The 24,363-nt window shown below is 51.3% G+C and carries 15 protein-coding genes; 7 read left to right on the top strand and 8 right to left on the bottom strand.

Going from position 1 to position 24,363, the window contains the following annotated elements; genetic code table 11:
• Positions 1–162: 162 nt before the first annotated feature.
• Positions 163–1,146, bottom strand: a complete 984-nt coding sequence (locus tag AC286M_RS04610) for an alkaline phosphatase PhoX (RefSeq protein WP_488203607.1) — start codon at positions 1,144–1,146, stop codon at positions 163–165.
• Positions 1,052–1,666 (bottom strand): alkaline phosphatase PhoX, encoded by a 615-nt coding sequence (locus AC286M_RS04605; RefSeq protein WP_488203266.1) that lies wholly within the window; start codon positions 1,664–1,666, stop codon positions 1,052–1,054. The genes AC286M_RS04610 and AC286M_RS04605 overlap by 95 nt, the downstream gene beginning before the upstream one ends.
• Positions 1,667–2,402: 736 nt before the next feature.
• Here AC286M_RS04605 and AC286M_RS04600 point away from each other — a divergent pair.
• Positions 2,403–3,551 (top strand): transposase, encoded by a 1,149-nt coding sequence (locus AC286M_RS04600; protein ID WP_488203201.1) that lies wholly within the window; start codon positions 2,403–2,405, stop codon positions 3,549–3,551.
• Positions 3,552–3,613: 62 nt separating this feature from the next.
• Here the strand turns inward: AC286M_RS04600 and AC286M_RS04595 are convergent, their stop codons facing one another.
• Positions 3,614–4,150: a hypothetical protein gene (locus AC286M_RS04595; protein ID WP_488203265.1), complete on the bottom strand. Its 537-nt coding sequence runs from the start codon at positions 4,148–4,150 to the stop codon at positions 3,614–3,616.
• 510 nt (positions 4,151–4,660) lie between these two features.
• Here AC286M_RS04595 and AC286M_RS04590 point away from each other — a divergent pair.
• From AC286M_RS04590 to AC286M_RS04580, 3 genes are all read left to right on the top strand, one after another.
• Positions 4,661–6,940, top strand: a complete 2,280-nt coding sequence (locus AC286M_RS04590) for a heavy metal translocating P-type ATPase (protein ID WP_488203264.1) — start codon at positions 4,661–4,663, stop codon at positions 6,938–6,940.
• Between the two features lie 73 nt (positions 6,941–7,013).
• The gene (locus tag AC286M_RS04585) at positions 7,014–7,421 is read left to right on the top strand and encodes a hypothetical protein (protein WP_488203263.1); all 408 of its coding nucleotides are present in this window, start codon (positions 7,014–7,016) and stop codon (positions 7,419–7,421) included.
• Between the two features lie 275 nt (positions 7,422–7,696).
• The gene (locus AC286M_RS04580) at positions 7,697–9,652 is read left to right on the top strand and encodes a GAF domain-containing protein (RefSeq protein WP_488203262.1); all 1,956 of its coding nucleotides are present in this window, start codon (positions 7,697–7,699) and stop codon (positions 9,650–9,652) included.
• Here AC286M_RS04580 and tnpA read toward each other — a convergent pair.
• A complete protein-coding gene (gene tnpA, locus AC286M_RS04575) occupies positions 9,634–10,077 on the bottom strand; it encodes an IS200/IS605 family transposase (protein ID WP_488202591.1) in 444 nt (147 codons plus the stop codon). The two genes, AC286M_RS04580 and tnpA, sit on opposite strands and share 19 nt — an antisense overlap.
• A 57-nt stretch (positions 10,078–10,134) precedes the next feature.
• Here tnpA and AC286M_RS04570 point away from each other — a divergent pair, with 57 nt between their 5' ends.
• The gene (locus AC286M_RS04570) at positions 10,135–11,337 is read left to right on the top strand and encodes a GAF domain-containing sensor histidine kinase (protein WP_488203261.1); all 1,203 of its coding nucleotides are present in this window, start codon (positions 10,135–10,137) and stop codon (positions 11,335–11,337) included.
• 83 nt (positions 11,338–11,420) lie between these two features.
• Here AC286M_RS04570 and AC286M_RS04565 read toward each other — a convergent pair whose 3' ends face one another.
• From AC286M_RS04565 to AC286M_RS04555, 3 genes are all read right to left on the bottom strand, one after another.
• Positions 11,421–12,260, bottom strand: coding sequence for a hypothetical protein (locus AC286M_RS04565; RefSeq protein WP_488203260.1), 840 nt, complete (start codon positions 12,258–12,260; stop codon positions 11,421–11,423).
• A gap of 833 nt (positions 12,261–13,093) precedes the next feature.
• On the bottom strand, positions 13,094–13,570 hold the full coding sequence (locus AC286M_RS04560) for a DUF3592 domain-containing protein (RefSeq protein WP_488203259.1): 477 nt from the start codon (positions 13,568–13,570) through the stop codon (positions 13,094–13,096).
• Between the two features lie 271 nt (positions 13,571–13,841).
• Positions 13,842–15,212, bottom strand: a complete 1,371-nt coding sequence (locus AC286M_RS04555) for an IS4 family transposase (RefSeq protein WP_488202900.1) — start codon at positions 15,210–15,212, stop codon at positions 13,842–13,844.
• Between the two features lie 49 nt (positions 15,213–15,261).
• Here AC286M_RS04555 and AC286M_RS04550 point away from each other — a divergent pair, with 49 nt between their 5' ends.
• Positions 15,262–15,468 (top strand): hypothetical protein, encoded by a 207-nt coding sequence (locus tag AC286M_RS04550; protein ID WP_488203258.1) that lies wholly within the window; start codon positions 15,262–15,264, stop codon positions 15,466–15,468.
• 259 nt (positions 15,469–15,727) lie between these two features.
• Positions 15,728–18,037, top strand: a complete 2,310-nt coding sequence (locus AC286M_RS04545) for a tetratricopeptide repeat protein (protein ID WP_488203257.1) — start codon at positions 15,728–15,730, stop codon at positions 18,035–18,037.
• A 213-nt stretch (positions 18,038–18,250) separates the two neighbouring features.
• On the opposite strand, the gene AC286M_RS04540 is transcribed toward AC286M_RS04545, so the two are convergent.
• A complete protein-coding gene (locus AC286M_RS04540) occupies positions 18,251–24,313 on the bottom strand; it encodes an EAL domain-containing protein (RefSeq protein ID WP_488203256.1) in 6,063 nt (2,020 codons plus the stop codon).
• Positions 24,314–24,363 lie beyond the last annotated feature (50 nt).

The following is a 24,363-nucleotide window of genomic DNA, read 5'->3' as shown; positions in this document are numbered from 1 at the left end:
TGGTTTGTATAGTTTGCGTGGTTTGCGATCGCACCCAAAATCTAGCTTCCGCCATTTGTATTCTGACTGGAACATCTGTGTGGAGCGGCTTAAAGCCACTTCACACAGATGTTTCTACCTAACTAGCTGGGGCTGTAGCTGCAATCTTATCGAAATTAAGCGCTATCGAGTGAAACCTCTCAGAGCAACTGGGCGATTATCCGTTCGCCAGATGGCATAAGTGATGCCTGCTCCTTGAGCATTAACGTACATGTACTGACCATTGGGTGAGAAGCAGGCACCTGCAAACTCACTGGTGTTGCCTGGGATGATGTTTTGGGCGAAGTTAAACAGACCACCCGAAGCATCTACACCGACAACCCGCTGGCTGTAGTTCGGTGCACCAAAGGTGCCGCTGCTGCCGTCTTCACAGAGATAGATCGTGCCATCACGGGCAACAGTGATGTTGTCCGGGCCATCTAGCAGGTTTTCGTCGGTCGATTCGACGATCAGAGTAACCGTCTCGGTTGCGGGATCATAAGCCCAAACTTGGCCTTCTCCTTCATCACCTGCATTGCTGCAAACCCAGTAGTGCTTGCCTTGGTGATACCAAGCGCCCTCACCGCGATACCAAACGGCTGCACCCTTGGCTTGTGCTTCAAACCGCAGAGTATCTTCTTCAGGATCAACGTCTTCTAGCTTGACCCACTCGACTGCAAGCGGTTGACCCAAGAACGCCAAGATGCTGCCGGACGCGCCACCCTCAAGTCCACGCGTATCTACAACCTCTGTACCGTTTAAGATGCTGGTTGGTAAAGGCTCACCCGTGCAGTTAGAGGTTTGATCTTTTTTGATCACCATTGCATAAAGGTCACCACCCTCTTGCAAATCGCCAAAGCGACGAGACTTTCGCTTGGGTACAAACTTGTAATAGATACTGTCGCCACGGTCTTCCGTTTCGTAGACATAGCCACTCTGCGGGTCAACTGAAACAGCTTCGTGATTCATCCGACCCATATCGATCAAAGGAATCGCTTCAACAGCTTCACCCAGTTGAGAGGGGACCTCGAAGTTATATCCATGCTTCTTCGTAGCCATCGGATCTCCAGAAGGAGTTGTTGTATTCTCCTCGCAAGTAATCCAGGAACCCCAGTAGGTAGTGACCACCAGCACAGTTGCGGATGGTGCCACTTAGAGAAACATAATCTCTGACGACTCTACCGTTACGGTCAACTTCAACGGTAGAAGTGCCACCTGCAGCAGATCCATTAAACGAATCATACCGCTTACCATTTTGAGCGATAGTTGCACCACCAATACTTTGCTCATGGTTACGAACCAAGATGTAGTTGCCCTGGCGTCCCTGAAAAGCAGCCATACCATCATGATTACCCGGAACTATTCCGCCATCGGACATCGGTTGTCCCTCAATGGAAATAGCAGTGTACTGAAACTTATCAGGTAAGCTCAGCAAGGGAACATTTCGAATGTCGCTAGGCAGCTCCATCGTATTCAAAGGCAACTTAGGACTAATTGGGCCAAAGCCGTTAACACTGAAGCTGGCCAAGTCACAGCTACCCTGAGCCATTGCTCTGCGGGCATTTAGCATACCCATAGGAGCCAATGCAGTGCCTGCCGCTGCGGCTGACATCAACGCGACAAACTGTCGACGTGAAAGCTTAGACATGATGTTCTCAACCCTCTAGGAATAATCAACATGTACCGTCGCTAAATAATTTTGAGAGCGACTATATCTCGGAATCGGCAATAGTAATGGGTAAAAAATTCGACTTTGATCGGAACAAGGCGTTCTACTGATTCTCTGAAAGTTTAGAAGAAAGATTTACCCTGGAATCTCTGTTCCGATTTGCACTATATCAGAGAATTAAAATCACGATCACAAACTATCATCTATTAGAAATTAGAAAGCAAATTTATGGTTAAAATTAGTTTATTATTTGACAAAATTGAGAATCAAAATAACGCATTATCCTGCCAACAAGTAGGGAGTATAACAATATTTCTTTTAGATTTGACAGTTACTTAATCAGCGATCGCCTAAATTGAATTTAAGCGAATATAAAGCCTGCAATTCATGAAATTGATTATGTTCTGCATCTAACTCGTTTTTCAGTAAGCGCTGCTGACAAAAGAAGCATGAAAGTTAAGTTGAGCTTCCATGAAGAGTGGAATTGGAATGAACAATAGGAAGCTTATTACATCAGGTTTATTGTTTTTTAACAAATAATAAACCTCAACAGTCCGGACAGTTTTTGGGAGAGTGCGAAGAAAGCTATCCACCGTGTAGAGTGCGAATGTACCTAACATGTCGCACCAATGGATAGCCTCAATCGGATTCTAACCGGTTTGCTGGAGACAGCAGGCCATTTGGTAAACCCCAACAACAGTTTTTGTTGACCTTGATGACCACAATTTTCGTGGTCTGTGGCAAGGTGAACTACGCCAACCTCAGTCGTTACAGTGACTTAAGCGAGCGAAGTTACCGTCGACACTTCGAACGGGGCATTGGCTTCGAAGGACTCAATCAAGCACTGATAGAACCATTAAGACGAGACGAGGCGGTTCAGGTCGCAGTGGTCGATTGCACCTTTATGGAAAAAAGTGGACGGCACACCTACGGTCTAGACCAGTTCTACAACGGTAAAACCCAGCGTCCAGAACGGGGCTTAGAACTGTCAGTGGTGGCGATTGTCGATCTGGAGCAGAATACAGGGTACACGCTGTCTGCCCAGCAAACCGAGGCAGACTTACCTCATTTGAGAGCGTCTTCGAAACAGGGAAAGGGCGCGAAGGGCAACCGGATTGACTTCTATCTGGGGCATCTGGCCTACTGCCTGACGTTCTTCCCCACTTGGATTCGCTACATTGTCGCCGACGGGTTTTACAGCAAGTACAAGTGGGTCACTGGCGTGGTGCAACTCGGGTTTCATGCGATTGGCAAACTGCGCTGTGATGCCAACCTCAAGTTCCTCTATGAGGGGCCATACCAAGGGCGAGGTGCTCCTCGACGCTTTGACGGCAAGGTCAACCTGCAAGACCACCGACGATTTCAGTTGGTCAAACGCTTGGACGATGGAGTTTATCTTTATACCGCCATCGTTTGGTCGGTCAGCCTCAAGCGCAACATCCGGTTGGCCTATCTGCTCAAAGAGCATCGGGGTCGCCGCAGTTATGTCGTGCTGTTTTCTACCGACCTCAACATTGACCCGTTCCTCCTTTACCGGTGCTACACGGCCCGATTTCAGATTGAATTTATTTTCCGTGATGCTCGTCAGTTTACCGGGTTAGTGGACTGTCAAGCTCGCTCTGCCGAAGCGATAGACACCCATGTCAATGCCAGTTTGATGGCACTGAACCTGGCTAAAGTCGCGTTGCAAAACAACCAGAAAGACGATGATTCGCTGAGCTTCTCGCTCGCCTCTTTCAAACGACTGGCCCTCAACCAACATCTTTTAGACCGATTTATTGACCAGTTTGACTTGGAGCCGACTTTTATTAAATCCCATCCTAATTACCAAAAGCTGCTTGATTACGGGGCGATAGTCTCCTAAATCTGTCCGGAGTGTTGAAACCTGATGCAGTGGTATCGATAGAACAATACTTTAAAGATCAATTAGTCTAAAGCATCAACAGATTGCTGATATTCCTCTCGCGTCAGTAGACCATCTCTAAAGGCTGACTCAACCTGAACCCTGGCCTCTGCTTCATCAACAAACTCTTGTGACTGCGATTGGGGATTGACGCCGCTCGCACTTCGAGAGGAGCGCGCTATCCGATTATCAGTTTCACTGTTGTCCTCGTCATGGCGACTGAGTAATGCATAAGTCGCGCTGTAGTAGCTGCCCCATCTATCAACCTGAGGTGAAGATTGCCATTGCTCACGGGAAACATTAACGATTAGAAGAGGGACAATATCGCCAACGTAATGTCCTAGTACAACAACTTGAACTTCATTTAGACCAGGATTAAGATTGAACTGCTTGGTAATTTCAGATCTTGCCAGCATCTCAGCCTGCTGAATTGCACTGGTGTATCTTAATTGATTTGGGATTTCCAAATCTACGGTGAAAGAATTCGCGCCAACTTGAGCTGCTGAGACGCTAGATACACCGATACTCGACAGTGCTATTGAAGCAGCAATAGCAGTCATAAAAAACCGCTGAGTTGAACAACGAAAACCAAGGCATTTACTGAGCATTTTTTCTTTGATTATCTCTAAACGTTCAATTGATTTAGAATCTAGAGAATTTTGGAGGATTCAATGGATTTTCTAAATCAAGCTATGAAAGGACAGTTTGAGCTAAACACTGCGAGACAAAAAATGCCGCTGAAATGCTACACCCAAATTCAGGGTTTTTACTCAGTGAAATACTCTCACATCAATGCTAAGCAATGGGTAAAGCCAGGGTTAAATAAAGTTCAATTATGATTAACTGGGGTTAAAGGACGAGGCAACTGTTGGCTCTAACGCCGCAGCACGATGGGCTTTGGGAAACTTATAAATAGTTGTTTAAGTTACAGATTTGGAACGGGCTCTTTGATCCCTATTGCTTCTCTGACGCTCGTCAACGGTATTTACGCGGTATTGTGCTTAACACTTGACTCTCTACCTAACTAGAGGGTTCATCATAGGAATAGCCCTTCTCGCAGGAGCTCACCTATGGAACAGGCAACCTTAAAACTTCAGGGCATGAGCTGTGCAGGCTGTGCCAACGCCATCGAAAATGCAATTCGCTCTGTATCGGGAGTTGATGAATGCAGCGTCAACTTTGGCATGGAGCAGGCATCGATTCAATATCATCCCCGCCAAACCAGTTTGCAGCAGATTCAAGCTGCGATCGCAGATGCTGGCTACAGTGCTTTTCCGCTGGAGGATGAGCGCAGCAGCGAGGCAGCGGAAGAGGCGGCTCAGGAAAAGCTACAGCAGTTGCAGCGGCGGGTGATCGTTGGTGGCGTGATCAGCGCCATTTTGGTGTTTGGCTCAATTCCGATGATGACGGGCCTGGAGATTGGCTGGATTCCGGCGTGGCTGCATCATCCCTGGGTGCAGTTGCTGCTGACGCTGCCTGTGCAGTTTTGGTGTGGCTATCAGTTCTATATCAATAGCTGGAAGTCGTTCTGGCGGCACACGGCGACGATGGATACGTTAATTGCGCTGGGTACTAGTGCAGCATTTTTCTATTCGGTTGTCGTAACGCTAATTTTGACGCTGTTTCCAGAGTTTTTCGCTCGTCAGAGTCTGTCGCCTGCGGTCTATTACGAATCGGCAGCCGTTGTGATTACGCTGATTCTGCTGGGTCGGCTACTGGAGCAGCGAGCCAAGGGACAAACCTCGGAGGCCATTCGCAAGCTGATTGGTCTACAGGCCAAAACGGCGCGGCTGGTGCGGGATGGCCAAACCGTTGATGTGCCGATCGAATCAGTACAGGTGGGCGATATCGTGCTGGTGCGTCCGGGTGAGAAGATTCCGGTGGATGGCGTCGTCACCGAGGGTTCCTCGACGATTGATGAGTCAATGGTGACGGGGGAAAGCATTCCGGTACAGAAGCAGTCAGGGGATGAGGTGATTGGCGCAACGATTAATAAGACGGGCAGTTTCCAGTTCCAGGCAACCCGAATTGGCCGCGATACGGTGCTGGCGCAAATCGTGCAGCTGGTGCAGCAGGCTCAAAGCGCAAAGGCTCCCATTCAGCGATTGGCGGATCAGGTGACGGGCTGGTTCGTGCCCGTGGTGATTGCGATCGCACTTTTGACGTTCATCATTTGGTTTAACGTCATGGGCAATCTCACGCTGGCGCTGGTGACGATGGTGGGCGTGCTGATTATTGCCTGTCCCTGCGCGCTGGGCTTGGCGACTCCGACATCAGTGATGGTCGGCACGGGTAAAGGTGCAGAAAACGGCATTTTGATTAAGGGAGCCGATAGCCTAGAAGTGGCACATAAGATTGAAACGATTGTGCTGGATAAAACGGGCACGCTGACGCAGGGGCAGCCCACAGTGACTGACTTTGTGACGGTGCAGGGAACAGCCAATCAGAATGAGCTGAAGCTGATCCGGCTCGCCGCTTCAGTCGAGCAGAACTCGGAGCATCCCTTGGCCGAAGCGCTGGTGCAATATGCGCGATCGCAAGAAGTGGATCTGACGACTGCTCGGGATTTTGACGCAGTGGCAGGCAGCGGCGTGCAGGCAATTGTGTCAGATCGAATGGTACACATCGGCACCGCCCGCTGGTTGAGAGAGCTGGGCTTAAACACTGCGGCTCTCCAGGTGCAGGCGGAACGGATTGAAACTGAGGGTAAGACGGTGGTGTGGCTAGCGGTTGATCAAGATGTCGAAGCGATCTTTGGCATTGCTGATGCCCTGAAACCCTCGTCGGCTGAGGCGGTGCACCGCCTGCGCCGCCTGGGACTAGACGTGGTGATGCTGACGGGCGACAATCGCGCCACAGCAGAAGCGATCGCACGAGAAGCCGGGATTCATCGCGTTTTTGCCGAAGTGCGTCCCGATCAGAAAGCGGAGCAAATCCTCCAGCTTCAGCGAGAAGACAAGCGTGGAGAACCCAAGCGAGTGGCAATGGTGGGTGACGGCATCAACGACGCGCCCGCACTTGCCCAAGCCGATGTCGGCATTGCCATTGGCACAGGTACCGACGTTGCGATCGCAGCCAGCGATATTACCCTAATCTCTGGTGACTTACAGGGAATCGTGACCGCCATTCAGCTCAGTCGCGCCACCATGCAGAACATCCGCCAAAATTTATTCTTTGCCTTCATCTACAACGTCTTGGGTATTCCCATCGCCGCAGGCGTCCTCTTCCCCCTCACAGGCTGGCTGTTAAACCCCATCATCGCCGGAGCCGCAATGGCCTTCAGCTCCGTCTCCGTCGTCACCAATGCCCTCCGACTCCGCCGCTTCCAACCCAAATCCATTCGCCCCTAGCAGCCCTACATCTCCCCTACTCCCCTACTCCCCTACTTCCCTACTCCCCATCTCCCCACAAACCCATGAACCCATGAACCACTCCCCCCAACCACCTAACAACCAATCCAATAAAACTGCGATTGCATCTCCCCAATCCGCGCTTATCTGGAGTGGCTTGCTAGTTGGGACTTTTCTGACAATCGCTGCACCAACTGTCGCTTCTACTCCTTATCAGGCCAAAGTCACGGGCTGGGATAGTTCGCTAACTGAACGCTATATGGCCCAGCCGATGACAGATTCTATGCTGGGTTCTATGCCACACTCAATGCCCGATTCTATGCCCAACTCAATGACAGACCCCACAACCGATCCGGATACCTCATTTCAACCTATCGATCAGCCACTGGGCGTGAAAGCACTAGTGACAATTGGCGGACTCGCTTTGATGGCTGGCGAACTGTGGTGGTTTCTTGGCAATCGCGTGAGGTCGGGTGGCTAGTGCCCTTATTCGCATAGGCATCTTACAAATTGAGAACCCGGAGAGGTTAGTTGATGGCTGTGTTGCAGTGACAGACTAACCTCTTCGGGTTTTGGTGCAATGAGTTCTTTGTCATTTCGTATACCAAATTCAACTTTTGTTTAGATTTTAAACTTCTCAAAATTTAGCGGGCAATCCTAAGGGTAGACAGCACAACTAACTTCTCAGATCGCGCTTATCACGCTGCTACTGCTATGAACTGCGATCGCACAACTACTCAAGTAAGTAGGAAACCAATGGCCCAGTCTTTCGTGCCGGGATTTCAACCATTAGCCCTTGCTATGCTCGACAATTTGGCCGATACCGTGATTCTCACCACCGAAGCGGGTGAGTTTCAGTTTATTAGCGCCTCCATCCAAGCATTGCTGGGATATTCCGTGCAGCAAGTTGAGCAGATGGGCAACATTCGTCACTTGCTGGGCAGCGGCTTGTTTTCGCTAGAAGAGCTAGCGCAGCAGGGTGAGTTGCGAAATCTGCCAGTTGAAACAGTTGATCAAGCGGGTCAACTGCGGCATCTCATTGTGCACGTCAAGCGGCTAACGGGTGAAGAGCATCCTGTCCCCGTCCTGTGCTATACCTGCTTCGACCAAACTGAACAGGTACAGGCCATTGCCCAAATCCACCAGCAGCAGCGACAGTTCACAATGTTGCTATCGGCTCTATCAGATGCCGTACTCATCGTTAATCATCAGGGTCATTGTGTGGAAGCCAATCCTGCGGCCAGCCAACTGCTCGGCTACTCGCGGGCTTATCTGCTGGGCTGTTGCCTATCGGATTTGCTAGAGTCGGGTTCAACTCCTGTTACCCTACCCTGGCTATTTCAGCAGGATAATCCAGAGCCAAATTTATCTGCAAGAGGGCGAAATGGTGTTCTTCTGCCCGTCACCTGTACGCTGCTGCCTGATTATCGTCCCCAGCATCATCTGCTCGTCCTGCGAGAAAATCGCGATCGCAGTTATCGCGTTGACAGCCAAGAACAGCTGCAGCAGCTCAATCAACTGCTGGAAGTGCGAGTGCAGCAGCGTACTCACGAACTACAACAGGCCCATCAGCAGGAATCACTGATCCGTAAGATGACAGAGCGCATCCGCCAGTCGCTTCAGTTAGAGGATATCCTGAATACCACCGTGGCTGAGGTAAAAGAGTTTTTTAACTGCGATCGCGTATTAGCTTACTGCCTCGATCCGGCTGTGGGTGGCCGAGTCGTCGCTGAAGCGGTTGGCAAAGATTGGCAGTCGGTTCTCGGTCGAGAAATTAACGACTGCTACTTTAACGATATTTACGCCGAGCTGTATCGCCAGGGTCGGGTTCACGCCGTCACCGACATTTACGCCGCTCAGCTAACCCCCTGCCACGTGGAGCTACTCGCCCAGTTCCAAGTCCGCGCTAATCTAGCCGTGCCCATCGTGGCGGATGAAAAGCTGTGGGGATTGTTGGTGGTGCAGCAGTGTCGCTCGGTGCGCGAGTGGCAGCGGCTGGAGATTCAACTGCTGCAACAGCTTGCCACCCAAGTTGCGATCGCAATTCACCAGTCAGAGCTGTATCGACAAGTCCAGGTCGAGCTAACAGAACGTCAGCGAGCCGAAGCTCGCCTGCAGGAGCAGGAGCAGTTCCTCCGCTGCATCTATGACAACATTCAGGAAGGCATTTTTGTGCTTGACGTTCTCGCCGATGGCACGATTCAGTACGCTGGACTGAATCCGGTCTATGAGCAGCTTTTCGCCATTTCTACAGACGTTATCCAGGGCCAGAAACCAGAAGAGGTATTATCACCAGCGCTGGCCCGCTCCATTCAAGAGCGCTGCCAGCGCTGTCTACGCAGCGGCAACACCATTATCTCCGAAGAAATGATTCCGTTCCAGAAGCAGTCGCTCTGGTGGTTAACCAGCCTGGCACCGCTGCACAATGCTGACGGACGCATTGATCGCATTATTGGCACCAGTACAAATATTACAGAACTCAAACAGGCTGAAGCAGAACTGCGTCAGCAAGCGGCATGGGAGCAGATGTTAAATGCTCAGCTAGAACGGCGGGTGAAAGCTCGTACGGCTGAGCTGGAGCTAGCCTATGAGTTTGAAGCCATGCTGAAGCGCATTACGGACAAGGTGCGCCAAAGTCTGGACGAAGATCAAATTAATGAAATACCCCGCCGCAAGCGGACGGGGTATCAGAATCAAAAAAGAGCAAGTTGATTATCCCGATGCAATTTGAGGTAATCTTTGCCTTGGGCTTGAACATATTTGGCGATCATTCCTTCATCCCCGTGGCGGCCTACTGTACTCGCAAAATATCCATCACTCCAAAACTCGCCTCCCCAAAGTTTCTGCTTCACTTGAGGGCATCGTTTGAAGACTTCTCGTGCAGTTAAACTTTTCAGCATCGTTACCAGTTTGGTCACACTATAGGTCGGCACGGACTGCACTAGAAAATGGACATGGTCTTTGTCCACTCCAATTTCGACAAACTTCACCTCGTAGCGTTTCTCGATTTCGAGGCAGACCTCTCGCAGAACCGCATCTACTTGCTCATCAAACACAACCCGTCGATACTTTGCTGGAAACACTAAGTGGTATAGCAAAACTGTTACGTTATGACTCTTGTGGATGTACTCACTCATTCTTAGATCTTACGCCGCAGAGCGGCGGGGAATGGACCCCAAGAGATTCAAACCGCCGTGCAGGAGCTAGCCCAAGCGATTGGCACTCACGGCTGCAACGCTTCACTTTATGATCTCAGTGAACGAGTGGCCCATGTCCGCTACGAGCACACCACGCTGTCCGGCTCCTATCTAGGACGCACGCTGCCAATGCAGAATGCGCCGGAAATTTACGAGCAGCTCCTCCAGGGACAAGCCTCTCAGTTTTGCTCTCTGATGCCCAATTCAGATCGAGGACGGGTGGCCTTGCTGGCTTATCCCATCATGGATAACCAAACCGTTTTGGGCGATCTGTGGCTGGTCAGCCGATCGGGGCACGCCTTTACAGAGCATGATATTCAGCTAGTGCAGCAGGTCGCTAACCAGTACGGCATTGCCCTGCGCCAAGCCAATCTGTACCGAGCCGCCCAAGCCCAAGTCGTGGAACTAGAGCGCTTGAATCGGCTGAAGGATGACTTCCTCAGCACGGTATCGCATGAGCTACGTACGCCAATGGCCAACATTCGCATGGCCACCGAAATGCTAGAGATGCAGCTGCAAGGATTGTTGAGGTGCCAACAATTTCACCAGGGAGTAGAAAAGCCAGGATGCGATCGCATTCCCAGTTACAACTCCATGCTCAAAATCGAATGTCAGCGTGAATCTCAACTAATTGATGACTTATTAGATCTCTGCCGTTTAGATGCCGAGGTCGAACCGTTGTCCATGATTGAGATTAAGCCTGAAATTTGGCTCAGGCATATTGCTGAACCCTTCGAAGAGCGGATTCGGCAGCAGCAACAGCAGCTCTGCTTCGAAATCCCTGCTGCTTTACCGTCCATTGTGACGGATTTGTACTACCTAGAACGGATCATTAGTGAGTTGCTCAACAACGCCTGCAAATACACGCCACCAGGTGAAACGGTTACCATTGCAGCGCAAACTAGCTTGGATCAAACCACGCTGAATATTCAAATTAAGAACACAGGTGTCAGCATCCCACCCGCTGAGCAGGCGCGCATTTTCGAGAAGTTCTATCGCATACCCAACAGTGATCCTTGGAAATATGGCGGCACCGGACTCGGCCTAGCCCTTGTCAAGAAGTTAGTCGCTACACTGAATGGCACAATCCAAGTCACCAGCCAATCAACAGAAATATGCTTCCTGATTAAGCTGCCTCTTCATACCAGGTCTACGAGTTCCGTTACTGATTCCGTGACTGATGTAGCACCACACCCGTAGACTAGGACATATATTTTGGGGAAAGCCACGCGGCGCGTAGCTTTCCCCAAAATGTTGTTTTATTTAGATGCGTCGCGCACCTCTTAAGCCGTCTCTTTCTCTAGCTGGCTCATAATAGCGTCGCCAGCTTTGAGGTTCTCCAGCATATCCTGCGCTTTACCCAACAATCCGCGATAAGCCGTACTACGCGCCGTGCGGCCCTTATACTTACGCTGAATCACTGTTGCAATTCGATTCAGGTAGTTCGAGCCGAGAGACGATTCATCGGCAATTTCTTTCAGATACACCAGCCGATCCTCGAAATCCTCTGGCAGCAGCTTGTCCAGCGTAGGACCATAGCGATTTGAAACCTGCTGGCTAAAACCTTTGGGTAACTTCAATTCACTCAGCTTCGTCTCAGTCTTTGGTGCAGGTGCTTTAGTTTTTGCTTCAGGCTTCGATTCAGGCTTCGATTCAACCTTTACCTCTGGCTCCGCTTCAGACTTTGCCTCTGGCTGGGGCTCCGGATTGGCTTCTGCTTCCGGTTGGGGTTCTGGCTTAGCCGCTGACTTGGCCGCTGGCTTAGCTGCTGCTGCCCCGTTCTGTTCAGCCTTAGCGGTTTTCTTAGACTTGGATGCAGCCTTTGGTGTGGGTTCAGCTACCGTGTCCGTGACCTCAACTGGAGTAACGCTGCCGTTGGCGCTAGAAATAGCAACTGTACCACCTTGATGAAGCTTGGCCTTAATATCAGCTGCCCACCGATCAACCAGTGGATCAACAACATCTGAAGGAACCAGAACAATCCCTTGGAAATTAAACGCTGGAACATCAAGGGTTTTCACCTGCTCTTTGACCTGTCGTTGTGACATGCCAGTCAAACTAGCAATATCTTTAATCAAATCATCAAGCTGACGAAGAGTTTGGGTTGAAGATGAAGAACTCATAGGGACAGACCGTTAGAAAAAACAACAAAAACAAAACGAACCATCAGGCTGTGAAATAGCCGTTTGTATAACCGCTTATATCGATTAGTTCAGCGAACTGCGAATTTAAGCGTTCATCAAAATACAGTTGTAAATAGGAAAACAGCAAAATCATCCAGAAAAAGCACTTAAAACATTCAATTAAGATTGCAACTAGCATCAGTCTTCGACAAAGCTGCCCCAGACTGCCACTATGCTACAGCTATCCACTCGATGCTATCACTGTGAAAGCAGTCAACATCAGCGAAAGCAGTCAACATCAGCGTTAATTACTGCAGATAAAGCAGCCATTGACCGCCTATAGGCTCTATCCCTCTGAAAGAAACTAAACTCCACCCGAAGCTAAGTAGCTGCATATAAGTAAATGCATCTCTACAAAACCGGGGGAGTGCCCCGGCGGGGCACTCCCCCGGTTTTGTAGATGCGTTTATTTATGCCAACCTACTTAATACGCAGGATTAGAGCCAAGAGCAAGAGCGAAGAGCAAACGCTTAATCTATTTCGGAGCTCAATCTACCCATTACTGGAATGAATAGACGAAGGAAATAATCAAACAAGTAACTCTGCTAGAATTTGCTCTGTGAAACTATAGCCAAGAAACCATAGTCAACTGATAGCATTGCCGATGTGAGATCGCAGCTAGTAAAGCTTAGCTAAAGTCAATCAGCAGATTAGAGAGAGGATAGCAGATGACCTTTCCTAATTAATAGTAAGTTAAATATTACTAAATGAACAGCTCAAAGCTACATTAGACTTTGTTTTCGAATCCTACAGCATGTAAAACCAGGATCTGACTAAGAATCAGACGATGGTAACTTGTCAGACGATAGTCGTACAGGTAGCAATGTACCTAAGCTACAGACGGCGGCAAACCCGCCCATACCGATGACTAGCCAAGGAATTAAACCTGCTAGCGGATCAATTACTTTTGCAGTCGTAGCTGGCTCATCTGCATCATATCGAACAGCGACAACGCGACCGTTACTCCAGCGATAGGATTCATACCAACCTGTAAACCGAACCGACTGACCATTAGCTTGAAATTCAATCACTGGGGCATAGGTCAATTTATCTTGATTGCGAGTCGTATCGCGCTCACGACGACTGACGCTATCAACAACAACGCCTTGAGTTTCCCTCATGGTTTCCTGCTCGTACAAGTCCCTACGCTGCGCCCAAGCTGCAACTGCTATCAGCGTCAGTGCCAGTGCTAGACCAATAATGGCACTGAGCTTTTCTTCAAAAGTAGGTTGATAGCGTTTAAGTTTCATACATTTGATTCAGGAATAGGAATTCAAGTATAGAATCCAGGGATAGTCCTATTCAGACAGTAATTTTTAGGGTGTGGCGGCAGCCTTATACTCAAAAAATTTTGACCTTTTGAGGGGCGATTGAGTCAAAGACTACAATAGAATTCACAATCACCCTATCTTCTTCGGCGTATGTCTCAACCTGCCACCCTCGGGTCTACTCCCTCTGATGCAGGTGAGGTACAGTGCCCACCGAGTCATCTATGGAGGAATGGCACTGACATAAGCTGTATCAAGCTAGCAACCTGGCTTTCAAGACGGAGCGAGGTTCCTGCATTCTTGGGAACGGTTTGGGACGGCGCTTTACAACTCGGGGTTCTGAACGGTTGGGTCGAAACGGAATCACCAACTCTCGCACCACGTTTAACAAGGCCTGGTAGCCTCGCCGTCGTTCGGATGGAGCTAGATGCAGCAACTCAGGCCGGAAGTGATTGAACTGTTGCCGAGCACCTTGTAGAGAGACTCGCAACACCCCGACCTCGCCGTCGGCTGTCGCCTCCCACATCAGGGTGCGAAGCAGATTGTAGGCCAACAGATGCACCCAAATACTTTTGCTCACCATGGTGGGTGTTTTGGCAGCAATCATCTCCATGGCTAAGGTGGTTTTGAGATGCCGGAGATTAACTTCGGCGGCCTGCCAGCGGAGCTGATAGAGTTCGGCAAGTTTAGCTTTGGGATAGCGGTTGGGATCGAGTAGCGTCGTTACCACCACAAAGTTGGTCGGGCGAAACCCAGGAACCTGAATGAAGAGATACACTTCCCGCACCTCAATGGATGCCGCCAGAGCCTCGAACTCCTGCGGCTTGAGGGCTTGAGGGCATTGCTTCGGGCGCTGCCAGCGGACGATGTGATCGCCAATGCCCAGTTTTTTGCCCCGTCTGAAATCGCAGCGGCGCTGATGATGCTTGCGAAAGACAGCATCGGCTCCCATCCGGGCGACCCAGGCCAAATCTACATAGGTGCCATAGGCTGAATCGGCCACCACCACATCCTCGGGGCGCAGTTTCTGATAGAGTTGGCGGGCTAGACGCCATTCACTCACCCGCAACGGAGCCATCGCCACGGCCATAACCGCTCCCGTGGTGACACAAAACCACACTTGGAGTTTGAGAATCGGAAAGCCGCAGCCCTCTTTCTGATTGCTGTGTTGAGGATACTCGGCTTGGTTGGCCTGCGTGTCACTCATCAAGACCGTCGTCGCATCAAAGGCTTTAACCGGACGGCCACACCAGCGTTGCTCTGGGGAGACTTGGCGCTGCAACGCCCTCACCACCCGCTCGAACAGGGGCGGAAATATCGACTCGGGAAGGCGTTTTCGTGCTTTACTATAGCCCCCGGTATCGGCTGAGGGCACCTCCAATCCCGACACGCTCATCCAGGTCACCACTCGCTTGACTGCATGGCTGAGACTGCTGTCGGCATCCAGCACTTGGGAGAGCCAACTCCACAGGACGACCATGGGAGTGTAGAGGACTTGTCGATATCGGATTCCCTGCTCGCTCAGCACAGTTTCAATCTCTGCTTCCGGCAGCATCTCAGCAAAGGGTAGACCGATGCTGCTCTGATAGTTGGCCTTGAGAACGTCCGCACGATTCGGCATCATAGAGGCAAGGTTATGGGCTTCAACGGTTTGATTCTGACAAATCAGGCGCTTGAAGCCTTTTTTGCTCTCTTATGTCAGTGCCATTCATCTATGGAGTGACGAACCACCATTGGAAAGCGATTTTCATCGGGATCAAATTGACTTGCTCATTCGGATTTTGCGGTGGTGGTGGCGCGATCGCATGGTTTACGTTTGGGCTGCTGGGGTAGAAGGTGCGATCGCAAGTTGGCCTGATTGTTGCCGCTGTCAGTGGTAATTCTTCCCGATTCAGTGAGTGGTAGTTGAAGCATTAACCGGGGAACTTTAAGCAGAGAATTCAGCTCTTTAGCTTACAGCAATACGCTTAAAGTGCTCTTGCTTATTCTCAGATCTTGTATCAAAACCCAGGAGAGTTAGTTTGCTACTGCATCGCGGCAGCAAACTAGCGCCTTCGGGTTCTTGCTTGGCAAGGTGCAAGATATGCGAACTACATCGTTTACGACTTCATTCACGTTTATTCACCACGTTCATTCACTATGAAACAACTACCGCTTCGGATTGGGATTGCCGCAACTACAGTCATGATGTCCACGATGGCAGGCGTCAATGCGCTTGCCCTGGAAGAGGTGGAACATCAAAGCACGGTGGACGCAAGCTTAACCGCTCAATCATTGCCGTCCATTGACAGCCTTTGGCAACAGATTATTCTGGCTCAAGCCGTCGGGAACTACGAGGAGGCGATTACCTTTTTAGATCAGCTTCTGAACCTACAGCCTGAAATGGCAACAGCCTGGTTTTGGCGAGGCTTAAGTTTTAACCAGCTCGGTCAATATACAGAGGCAGTAGACTCTTTTGCCCAAGCCGCAGAGGTTAATCCGCTCTACCTACAAGCATTCTATGAACAGGGCAATGCGCTCTACAACCTAGAGCGATATGAAGAAGCGGTAGCGGTTTGGCAACAAACACTGGTGTTAGACGCAGATTCAAGCTATGAGCAAGAGCTGATTCAAACTGTTATTCCTCGACGGATTAGCGATACCCTGCTGTATGAGCTAGAGGAGTATGAAGAAGCCCTGATTGTTTATGACCAATTGGTGACGAGTTCATCCTCAGCTTCTCTGCTGGTGAGTCAAGCAACAGCTTTTTACAAGTTAGAACGCTATCGGGATGCTATTACCGCCTGTGATCGAGCGATTGCCGTCAATGCGACTTATGCAGAGGCGTGGAAACTGAAAGGGTTTGCCCTGCTGCAGCTAGAAGAGTATGAAGAGGCGATCGTTGCATTGAGCCGGGCATCTGATCTGGAGCCAGATGATATTGAGGTGTCGGGATTATTAGCGCTGCTTGAGACCACTGAAGATGGCGAATTTGCAGTTGAACAAGCTCGATTGCTGGCCCTTCAGTCGGAAATTGAAACGACGGAGACTCAACTCGCACAGCTTCGCCTGGAAAACTCAGCCGCACTTGATCAGCAAGAAGCCATTCAAATTGACATTGAAGCCACTCAAGCTCAACTGGTAACCATTCAAACCGAGATTGAAGCGACGGAAGCCGAACTGGCAGCCCTAAGTCTAGAGCGCGAGAGTTTAGCAGCTGAACTGGTTGAAGTGCAGGCAGAACTGACTGCAACTCAGTCCGAAGTTGAGGAGTATCGCGCTGAGCTTGTAGCAGTACAGGCTGAGATTGAAACGGCTGAGCAGCGACTGGTGATCCTGCGGAATGAGCAAGAAACGCTGGAGGTGCAGTTAGTCAGTCTACAAACGGAGATTGAAACAGCTCAGTCACAGCTCGTTGTCATCCAGGCTGACATCGAAGAGTCAGAAGAACGGCTGGCTGAGATCGCGGTAGAAATTGAATCGACAGAAACTGAACTTGTTGCTCTCACGGCTGAGCAGGAGACTCTTGAAGCTGAATTAGTGTCACTGCGGGCAGAAATCGATGAGTCGCACAGTATTTTGGTCAGCTCTCAAAGTGAAGTTGAGGAAGTTGAAGCCCGCTTGGTGTCCCTTGAGACCGAATATGAAGAGACAGAGACCAGGTTAGCAGCACTCCGCATCGAGATTGAAACAGCCAACTCGTCGCTGGAAACGCTTGAGGCAGAGCGATTAAGTTTAGAAGATGCGATCGCAGTTTTGCGTACTGACATCACCAGCTTGGAAGCCCAACGGGAAACAACTCGGTTAGAAGTCAGCCAGCTAGAGGAGCGCGAACAACTGGTGGCGGCAGAACTCCGATCTAATCAAATTGCCTACTGCGGACTGCAAGCCCGCCTGAGCGAAATGGAAGTTGCCATCCGGGAACTCCGAGGCACTCGCTTAGCCTCTGATACGGTGCAGCAGTGTCCTTTTGAGCAAATTCAAGAAGCCTCAAATTCTGACGATGTCTCAGCTGAACTCGTCTCATACTCGGAATCTGAGGTTGAAGCAACCGATGAGACCAATGAGACCGATGATGAAATCGCGGCAACCAGTGGTGATGTAGTTACTCTGTCTAATGGGTATCGTGTCACCTTCTTGGATGTGTCTTACAGCAGCACCACCTCCACCTGGAGCTACCGGGTTGAGGAACTGCCAACTGCTCAAGATTTGAGTAACTGGGTGTTGGAGTTGCCAAGCTGCGCCAGTGTTGTCAGCGCCTCACCCAATGGTGAGATGGTCAACCCTGACCCCAATGCTGGTTTGAACGGCATCAAATGGCAGCCAGGCGGTGGATTCATCGATGGCGTGTTCTCTGTAACGCTGTCAGGTGATGTGACCGAAGGCAACATTGACGTGGCTGTAAAAGGCCCGGATGTGGCACTTGGTGAATTAACTGGTCCAGTTTGCGGCTTGTTGGGAAATGAGTAGCAGCACTTTAATCTACTAACTTTTACCTGATGGGGGTGAGAGCGTTTTTGTGGCGTGGCTTCCCACGTCACAGAAATGTCCGTGTCCTAACAGAGCTGACTACAGCTATAGCGCCACGCGCTTAAGCAAAGCCAATATTATTGGGAAAGCCGCGCTTTGCGCGGCTTTCCCAATAATATATGTCCTAACCGATCGGAGTATTGCCATACAATACTATTCACGAATACCGAGCCAAGCGCTCGCCTGCTGCGTATCAAGGGGAGGACTATACCAGTAGCCCTGACCAAGTTCACAGCCCAGTTGCTGGAGGATGGCTAGCTCGGCTTCGGTTTCAATGCCTTCTGCGACCACATCCATATTGAGACTGTGGGCCAGGGTAATAACCATTTGCACGGTTTCCAGCGAGTTTTGATTGAGGCGTTGCACAAAGGAACGATCGATTTTCAGCGTATCAATGGGAAACTCATGCAGGCGGCTGAGAGATGAGTAGCCAGTACCAAAGTCGTCAATACAGAGCCGAATACCCAGAGCCTTGAGCTGTTTTAGGGCTTGGGCTTCTGAGGTAAAGGTTTCGAGAATGCAGCTCTCCGTAATTTCGATTTTCAAATACTCTTGCGGCACCTGGGTCGTCTGCAAAATCTTGACTAACCGTTCCATCAGGTTCGACTGCTTGAGCTGGATGGCCGACAGGTTTATATTAATGGTTAGTGGTTGGGATACCTGTGCCAACCAACGGGTCAGCTGTTGGCAGGCTGCTTCCATGACCCATTCACCAATCTGACAAATCAGTCCCGTCTCTTCTGCGATCGCAATAAATTCATTGGGCGAGACCAGTCCACGGGTGGGGTGCTGCCAGCGCACCAGGGCTTCAAAACCGCGAGTTTGTCCGGTGGAGAGGGCCATAATTGGCTGATAGTAAAGACAAAATTCCTGATTTGCGATCGCACGTCGCAGTTCTCCTTCGATTTGTAAGCGGCGCGTCACCTGTCTTTGCATGGCCGGATCAAACAGCACGCATTGATTGCGGCCTCTGGCTTTTGCCTGGTACAGCGCCACGTCCGCATCCCGCAGCACATGAGTGGCCTTCTGATACTTCAACAGACTGTAGGTAATGCCGATGCTGGCGGTGGAAAACACTTCATAGTCCCGCGTACGAAAGGCCAGCCCAAACTGATCCTGGATGCGCTGGGCAACCGCTATGGCATCCTGAATCCCCGACAAATCTTCCAGCAAAACGGCAAACTCATCGCCGCCAAAGCGGGCAACCACATCGGCAGGGCGCACACAGCTCTGTAGCCGCTGAGCTGCCAGTTTCAGGAACTCATCCCCAATCAGGTGCCCGAGGCTATCGTTGATGTTTTTAAACCGATCGAGGTCAATGAACAGGACGGCATAAAACCGCTCCGGATGGCGATGGTTGACCTGAATCGTGTGATTCAGGATCTGCATGAAGCAGGTACGATTGGGCAAGTTGGTCAGAGCGTCGTGCAGGGCATCATGCTGCAGTTTTTGGGTCGCCTGCAGCAGTTGGGACTGGGTTAACTGCAATGCTTCCAGCGACTGCTGCAGGTTATCATTGGTGGCCTGTAGGCTCTTGTAGAGATTGGCATTGTCGAAGGAAATCGCTGCCTGGGTGCAGAGAATTTTGAGCACGTGGATGCGATCGCAGGTGAACGCCCCAGTAGTCAGGCCATTTTCCAGATAGAGAACTCCCATGAGCTGATTTTTATGGATCAGCGGCAGACCGAGTACCGACTTTGGAGCCTGCTGCTGGATGTAGGGGTCGGCGGCAAAGCGCAGCTCGGCCTGCATATTGTCGATTACCAGCGCTTCCGCTGTGCGCGATACCCGCTGGATCAGGCTAATGGGCAAGCTGTCACTGGCTTCCAGCAGCGACTTCTGCACCGTACAGGTTTCGCCGTTGATACACTGAGCCACCACCACCAGCTGCTCATCCTGCCGCAAGATCAGCGACCCTTTCTCTGCGCCTGCATTCTCCAGCACCAGCTGCATTAAGGTCACAATCAGCTGATCCGGCAGCAGTTCCTTCGAGATCGCCTGCGAAGCGCGAATGACAGCAGCCAAATCCAGGTGAGCCGTATCCGTGGTGCTGCTGGTGATATCGGCCAAGGCGGATCGCACCTGCTCAGACGTAGCCAGGGAGGCGGGGGCCAGTATTGCCTGTAGCAATTCAGGATAGAGTCGCTCTAGCTGCTCCACTTTGGCCTTTGCGCCCCAGTGGGCATAGCAATAGTAGGCTTCATGCATATAGGGCAGAGCCAATTTGGGTCGGTTGCAACTGAGATAAAACCGGGCGGCCAGTTCATTGGCTAGTCCTTTGTCCTGTAGGAATCCATGCCTATCGGCGGTGGCAATCGCCTGATCGTAGGCGTCCATTGCCTCTAGCGTATGACCTTTGATGCGGGCTTTTTCGGCCTCAATTAGCTGCCAGCGGTGCTGATGGTTGGACGGCGCGAAGTCAGCCCAGTTGCGCAGTTGGGTCTGCTGCTGTTCAATCTGTTCCCAGATAGCAGGCTGCTGCTCTGGCGGCAGATCTGCATAGCGAGCGAGCTGAATCAGCGCTGTGTAGAAGGCAAACAGGGCAATTGGAAACTGGGCCCGACCGCCATCTAAATAAGCATTGACCTGTTCAGCCTGCTGTGCTGCCTGCTCATACTGGCCAAACCAGTAGTAAAGAACGGTTTGGTTGAAGTGGTAGTGAAACAGCGACGTGCGATCGCAATGTTCCTCGTGAAATCGTACTGAGCTTATCGCGTCATAGACTGACCCGGTCAGCAGCCAGGGCGTATCTCCTTCCCCAACCAGGTTTAGCACCGCCTGCTGCACAATTTCCAGACACTTCAGCGATACCTGCTTGAACTGCCGCAGGGTTTGACGATAAGCCGACATTTCCGTTCCCAGATCGGCTAGGGGCTGTCCAGCAAAATAAGCATAGTGGCAATAGGCTTGGGCATTTAGCACCACGCACTCCAAATCGCCCGTCTCCAGACCGCTCTCGTAGGCTTGTACAAAGGCGGGCAAGCTGGTGCGAATCGGGTCTTTCCAGTGGGAGACGAAGTTATGCACCAGGTATCCGGCTCGACTCTCAGCCGTCTTGGCCTGAAGCTGTGCCAGTAGACCGAGGGCCAGTTGGCCAAACCCATAGCCCGCATCAATCTCACCCATGCTGCACAGCGATAACCCATAGCCCGCATAGGAAAAAATCGAGATTGGGCAGTTGCCATAGCGAATGGAAAATTCCACCTGCTTGGTCATGAGCAGGGGCATCAAGGTCGGCAGCGCCCGATAGGTGGGAGCCGTCAGCTTGGTCATAATCTGCATGGCCGCTAGCCGTTGGCTGTCGGTCATTGGCGGCAGCGTCAGCAGGCTCAGCGGCTCCCGCCCTGCCCAGAGCTGGTGTGTCTCGGCAAAGGCATGCTGAATTTCAGAGCCTGTCGGCAGGTCAGGAAATTCCACCCCCAGCGTTTGCAGCACCTGTCGCCCCGTCTGCACAGCGGCTAAGTAATTGCCCTGCGCCCGATCCGCTAGTAGCTTCGTTTCGTAAATCGGCACCGTCTCTAGCAGCGTATGAGCTTGTTCTAGAACAATGGCGGCCCACTGTTCCATTTGCTCAAAGTCGGTGCTGAGGTAAGTGGCCTCGGTGATCTCCTGATGCAGCGCCAGCGTCAGCTCATATTGATGTTCCCAGGGGTCTGCCGCCAGCAGGTCAATGCCCTGGCTGAGATAGTCAACTGCAGCACGATAAGCGGTTGCAGCTTTAGCCTTCTGGCCAGCCTGGAGGTTGAGCTGAGCCAGTTCTGAACGCTCAGCCGCATCGGTGATCAGCGCTCGGCCCATATTCAAATGGTTAACAATGGCAAATAAATGCCCTTGCCGCTGACTGGGAGACGATTTGTGGAGCAGCAGTTGACCGATCGTCAGGTGGGTCTGCTGTTTCTGATCGGCGGGAATTAGGGAGTAAGCAGCCTGCTGAATCCGGTCGTGCAAAAACTTATAGGTCAAATCCGGGGCGCTCAGCGGCGGCAAATCCCGGTTCCAGGCTTCGGCTTGATCGCAGTAGAAGGCGTAAATATCACTTTCGGGTAGCACCAAGCCCATTTCTAAGGCGGGCCAAAGTGCGATCGCAGTTTCGGTTTCAGTTTGCTCGGATACAATCGCCAACGTTGCTAAGTCAAACTGACTGCCAATGCAGGCTGCCAGCTTCAGCATGGTTTGCGTATGGGATGCCAGCTTCTGGAGCTGCTGCGCCATAAATGCCACAACGCCCTCGGTCAGTGCCGCTTCCCGCACCCGCACCAGGTCGCATTGCCAGTAGCCTTGATTTGGCTCGAAGGTAATGGTCTGATCCTGGTAGAGGGCTTGCAAAAACTGGGTAGCAAAGAAGGGATTGCCCTGGGTCTTTTGATGAATCAGGGTGGCTAACGGCTCGGCCAGCTCCAAACTACAGGACAGCGTATCGCCAACGAGCTGATTGAGGCTAGTGATCGACAGGGGAGCCAGCTTAATCGTATTGACGGTGGCTCCGCCTTGCTGCAGATTTTCTAGCGTCAGCATCAGCGGGTGAACGGCAGATACTTCATGATCGCGATATGCGCCAATCAGCAGCAGGTGGTGACAGCGCATATCCCCCATCAGCAGATTGATCAGTTCGAGCGAGGCCAAATCCGCCCACTGCAAGTCGTCTAGGAAAATCACCAGCGGATGATTCGCCGCCGCAAAGACCTGCAGGAATTTTTGAAACACCAGGTTAAAGCGGTTTTGGGCGGCATTGCCTGCCAGAGCGACGATCGGTGGCTGGGAGCCAATCACCTGCTCCAATTCAGGAATCACCTCAATGAGTAGCTGGCCGCTGTGGCCCACGGCTTGCAGAATCCAACTGCGCCACCGCTGGAGCTGCGGTTCGGATTCGCTGAGCAACTGCCCCATCAGGTCGCGCAGCGCCGCCAAAAAGCCCGAAAACGGAATATTACGGTTGAACTGGTCAAACTTACCCTGAATGAAATAGCCACGCTGCCGCACAATCGGCTTTTGCACTTCATTTACCACCGCTGTCTTGCCGACGCCGGAGTAGCCCGTGACTAGGATCAGCTCAGTATGGGCAACGGTGGCCAAATTCCCAGCTTGGCGCGTCGCTGCAGAACGTTCAGCCTGGGCAGACGCGGGTGCAAAGTCGAGACTTTGAGCTGTCGATTGAGCAGCAAATGGTGATGGCGCATTCATCACCGACAACTCAACTGGTCGTTCGACCAATGCCTCAGAAGACTCGACTAGCGTTTGCCCACTTTCTGCCACACGGTCAAATGCAGCTAGCAGAGCAGCAACTTCCGCTTCCCGCCCGTACAGCTTTTCCGGAATCAAAAAGCGATCGCTAATGTCGCGCTGGCCGAGGGTAAACGGCACAATCGTCCCCATCGTTGCCAGTTGCGATCGGCAGATCTCCAGATCATGCTTTAATCCCAATGCGCTTTGGTAGCGATCTTCGGGATTTTTAGCCATCAGCTTATAGACAATGGCGGCCAGAGCCTCCGGTACGGCTGGATTAAACTGCTGGAGTGGCGGCGGCTGTTTGGCCATGTGGCAGTACACCATCTCCATTGCCGTACTGGCGGTAAACGGCAGGCGACCCGTCAGCAACTCATAGAGGGTTATGCCCAGAGAATAATAGTCCGTGCGGTAGTCAATCCCCCGATTCATCCGTCCGGTTTGCTCCGGCGACAGATAGGCCAGCGTGCCTTCCATCCGACCCGCCGTTTTTACCACTGTCGTTTCCCGAGGCAGGCGAGAAGCGATACTGAAATCCGTCAGCTTTACCTGCTGGGTGGCGGTATGAATCAAAATATTGCTGGGCTTCAGGTCTTTATGAATAACGCGGCTGTGGAATAACCCATTCAGCGCCTCGGTGAGCTGAAGTGCGATCGCAAGTATCTCGTTCAAGGAAATTGGCTCTGGGTCGCTGGTGCGACGGTGTTCTATCCATTCCTTTAGAGAAATACCGCCGAAATGCTCCATAACCAGCGCATAGCCGTTGCCATAGGGCAGCAACTGATGGGGTTGAACGACCTCCGGCAGGTTTAATAAGCGGGCGATCACAAACTGATTGCGAAACTGCACTAGGTCGCTGAACGATGGGCGCTCATTGCGCAGAATTTTAATCGCAACTACCTGAGAGTTGGAAACGCACTCACCCCGGTAAACCACGCTTTTGAGGCCAGCATGGAGTTGTTCGAAGATACGATATCCTGGAAGCTCAATCATTCAATCATTGCCGCCAATTGTAGTCAGAGCTCTTTAGTATTATTTACCTA

The organism is Thainema salinarum CENA647, from assembly GCF_057732415.1.
The sequence above is the reverse complement of the archived record's forward strand: the minus strand, read 5'-3'. Positions and strand labels throughout refer to the sequence as shown.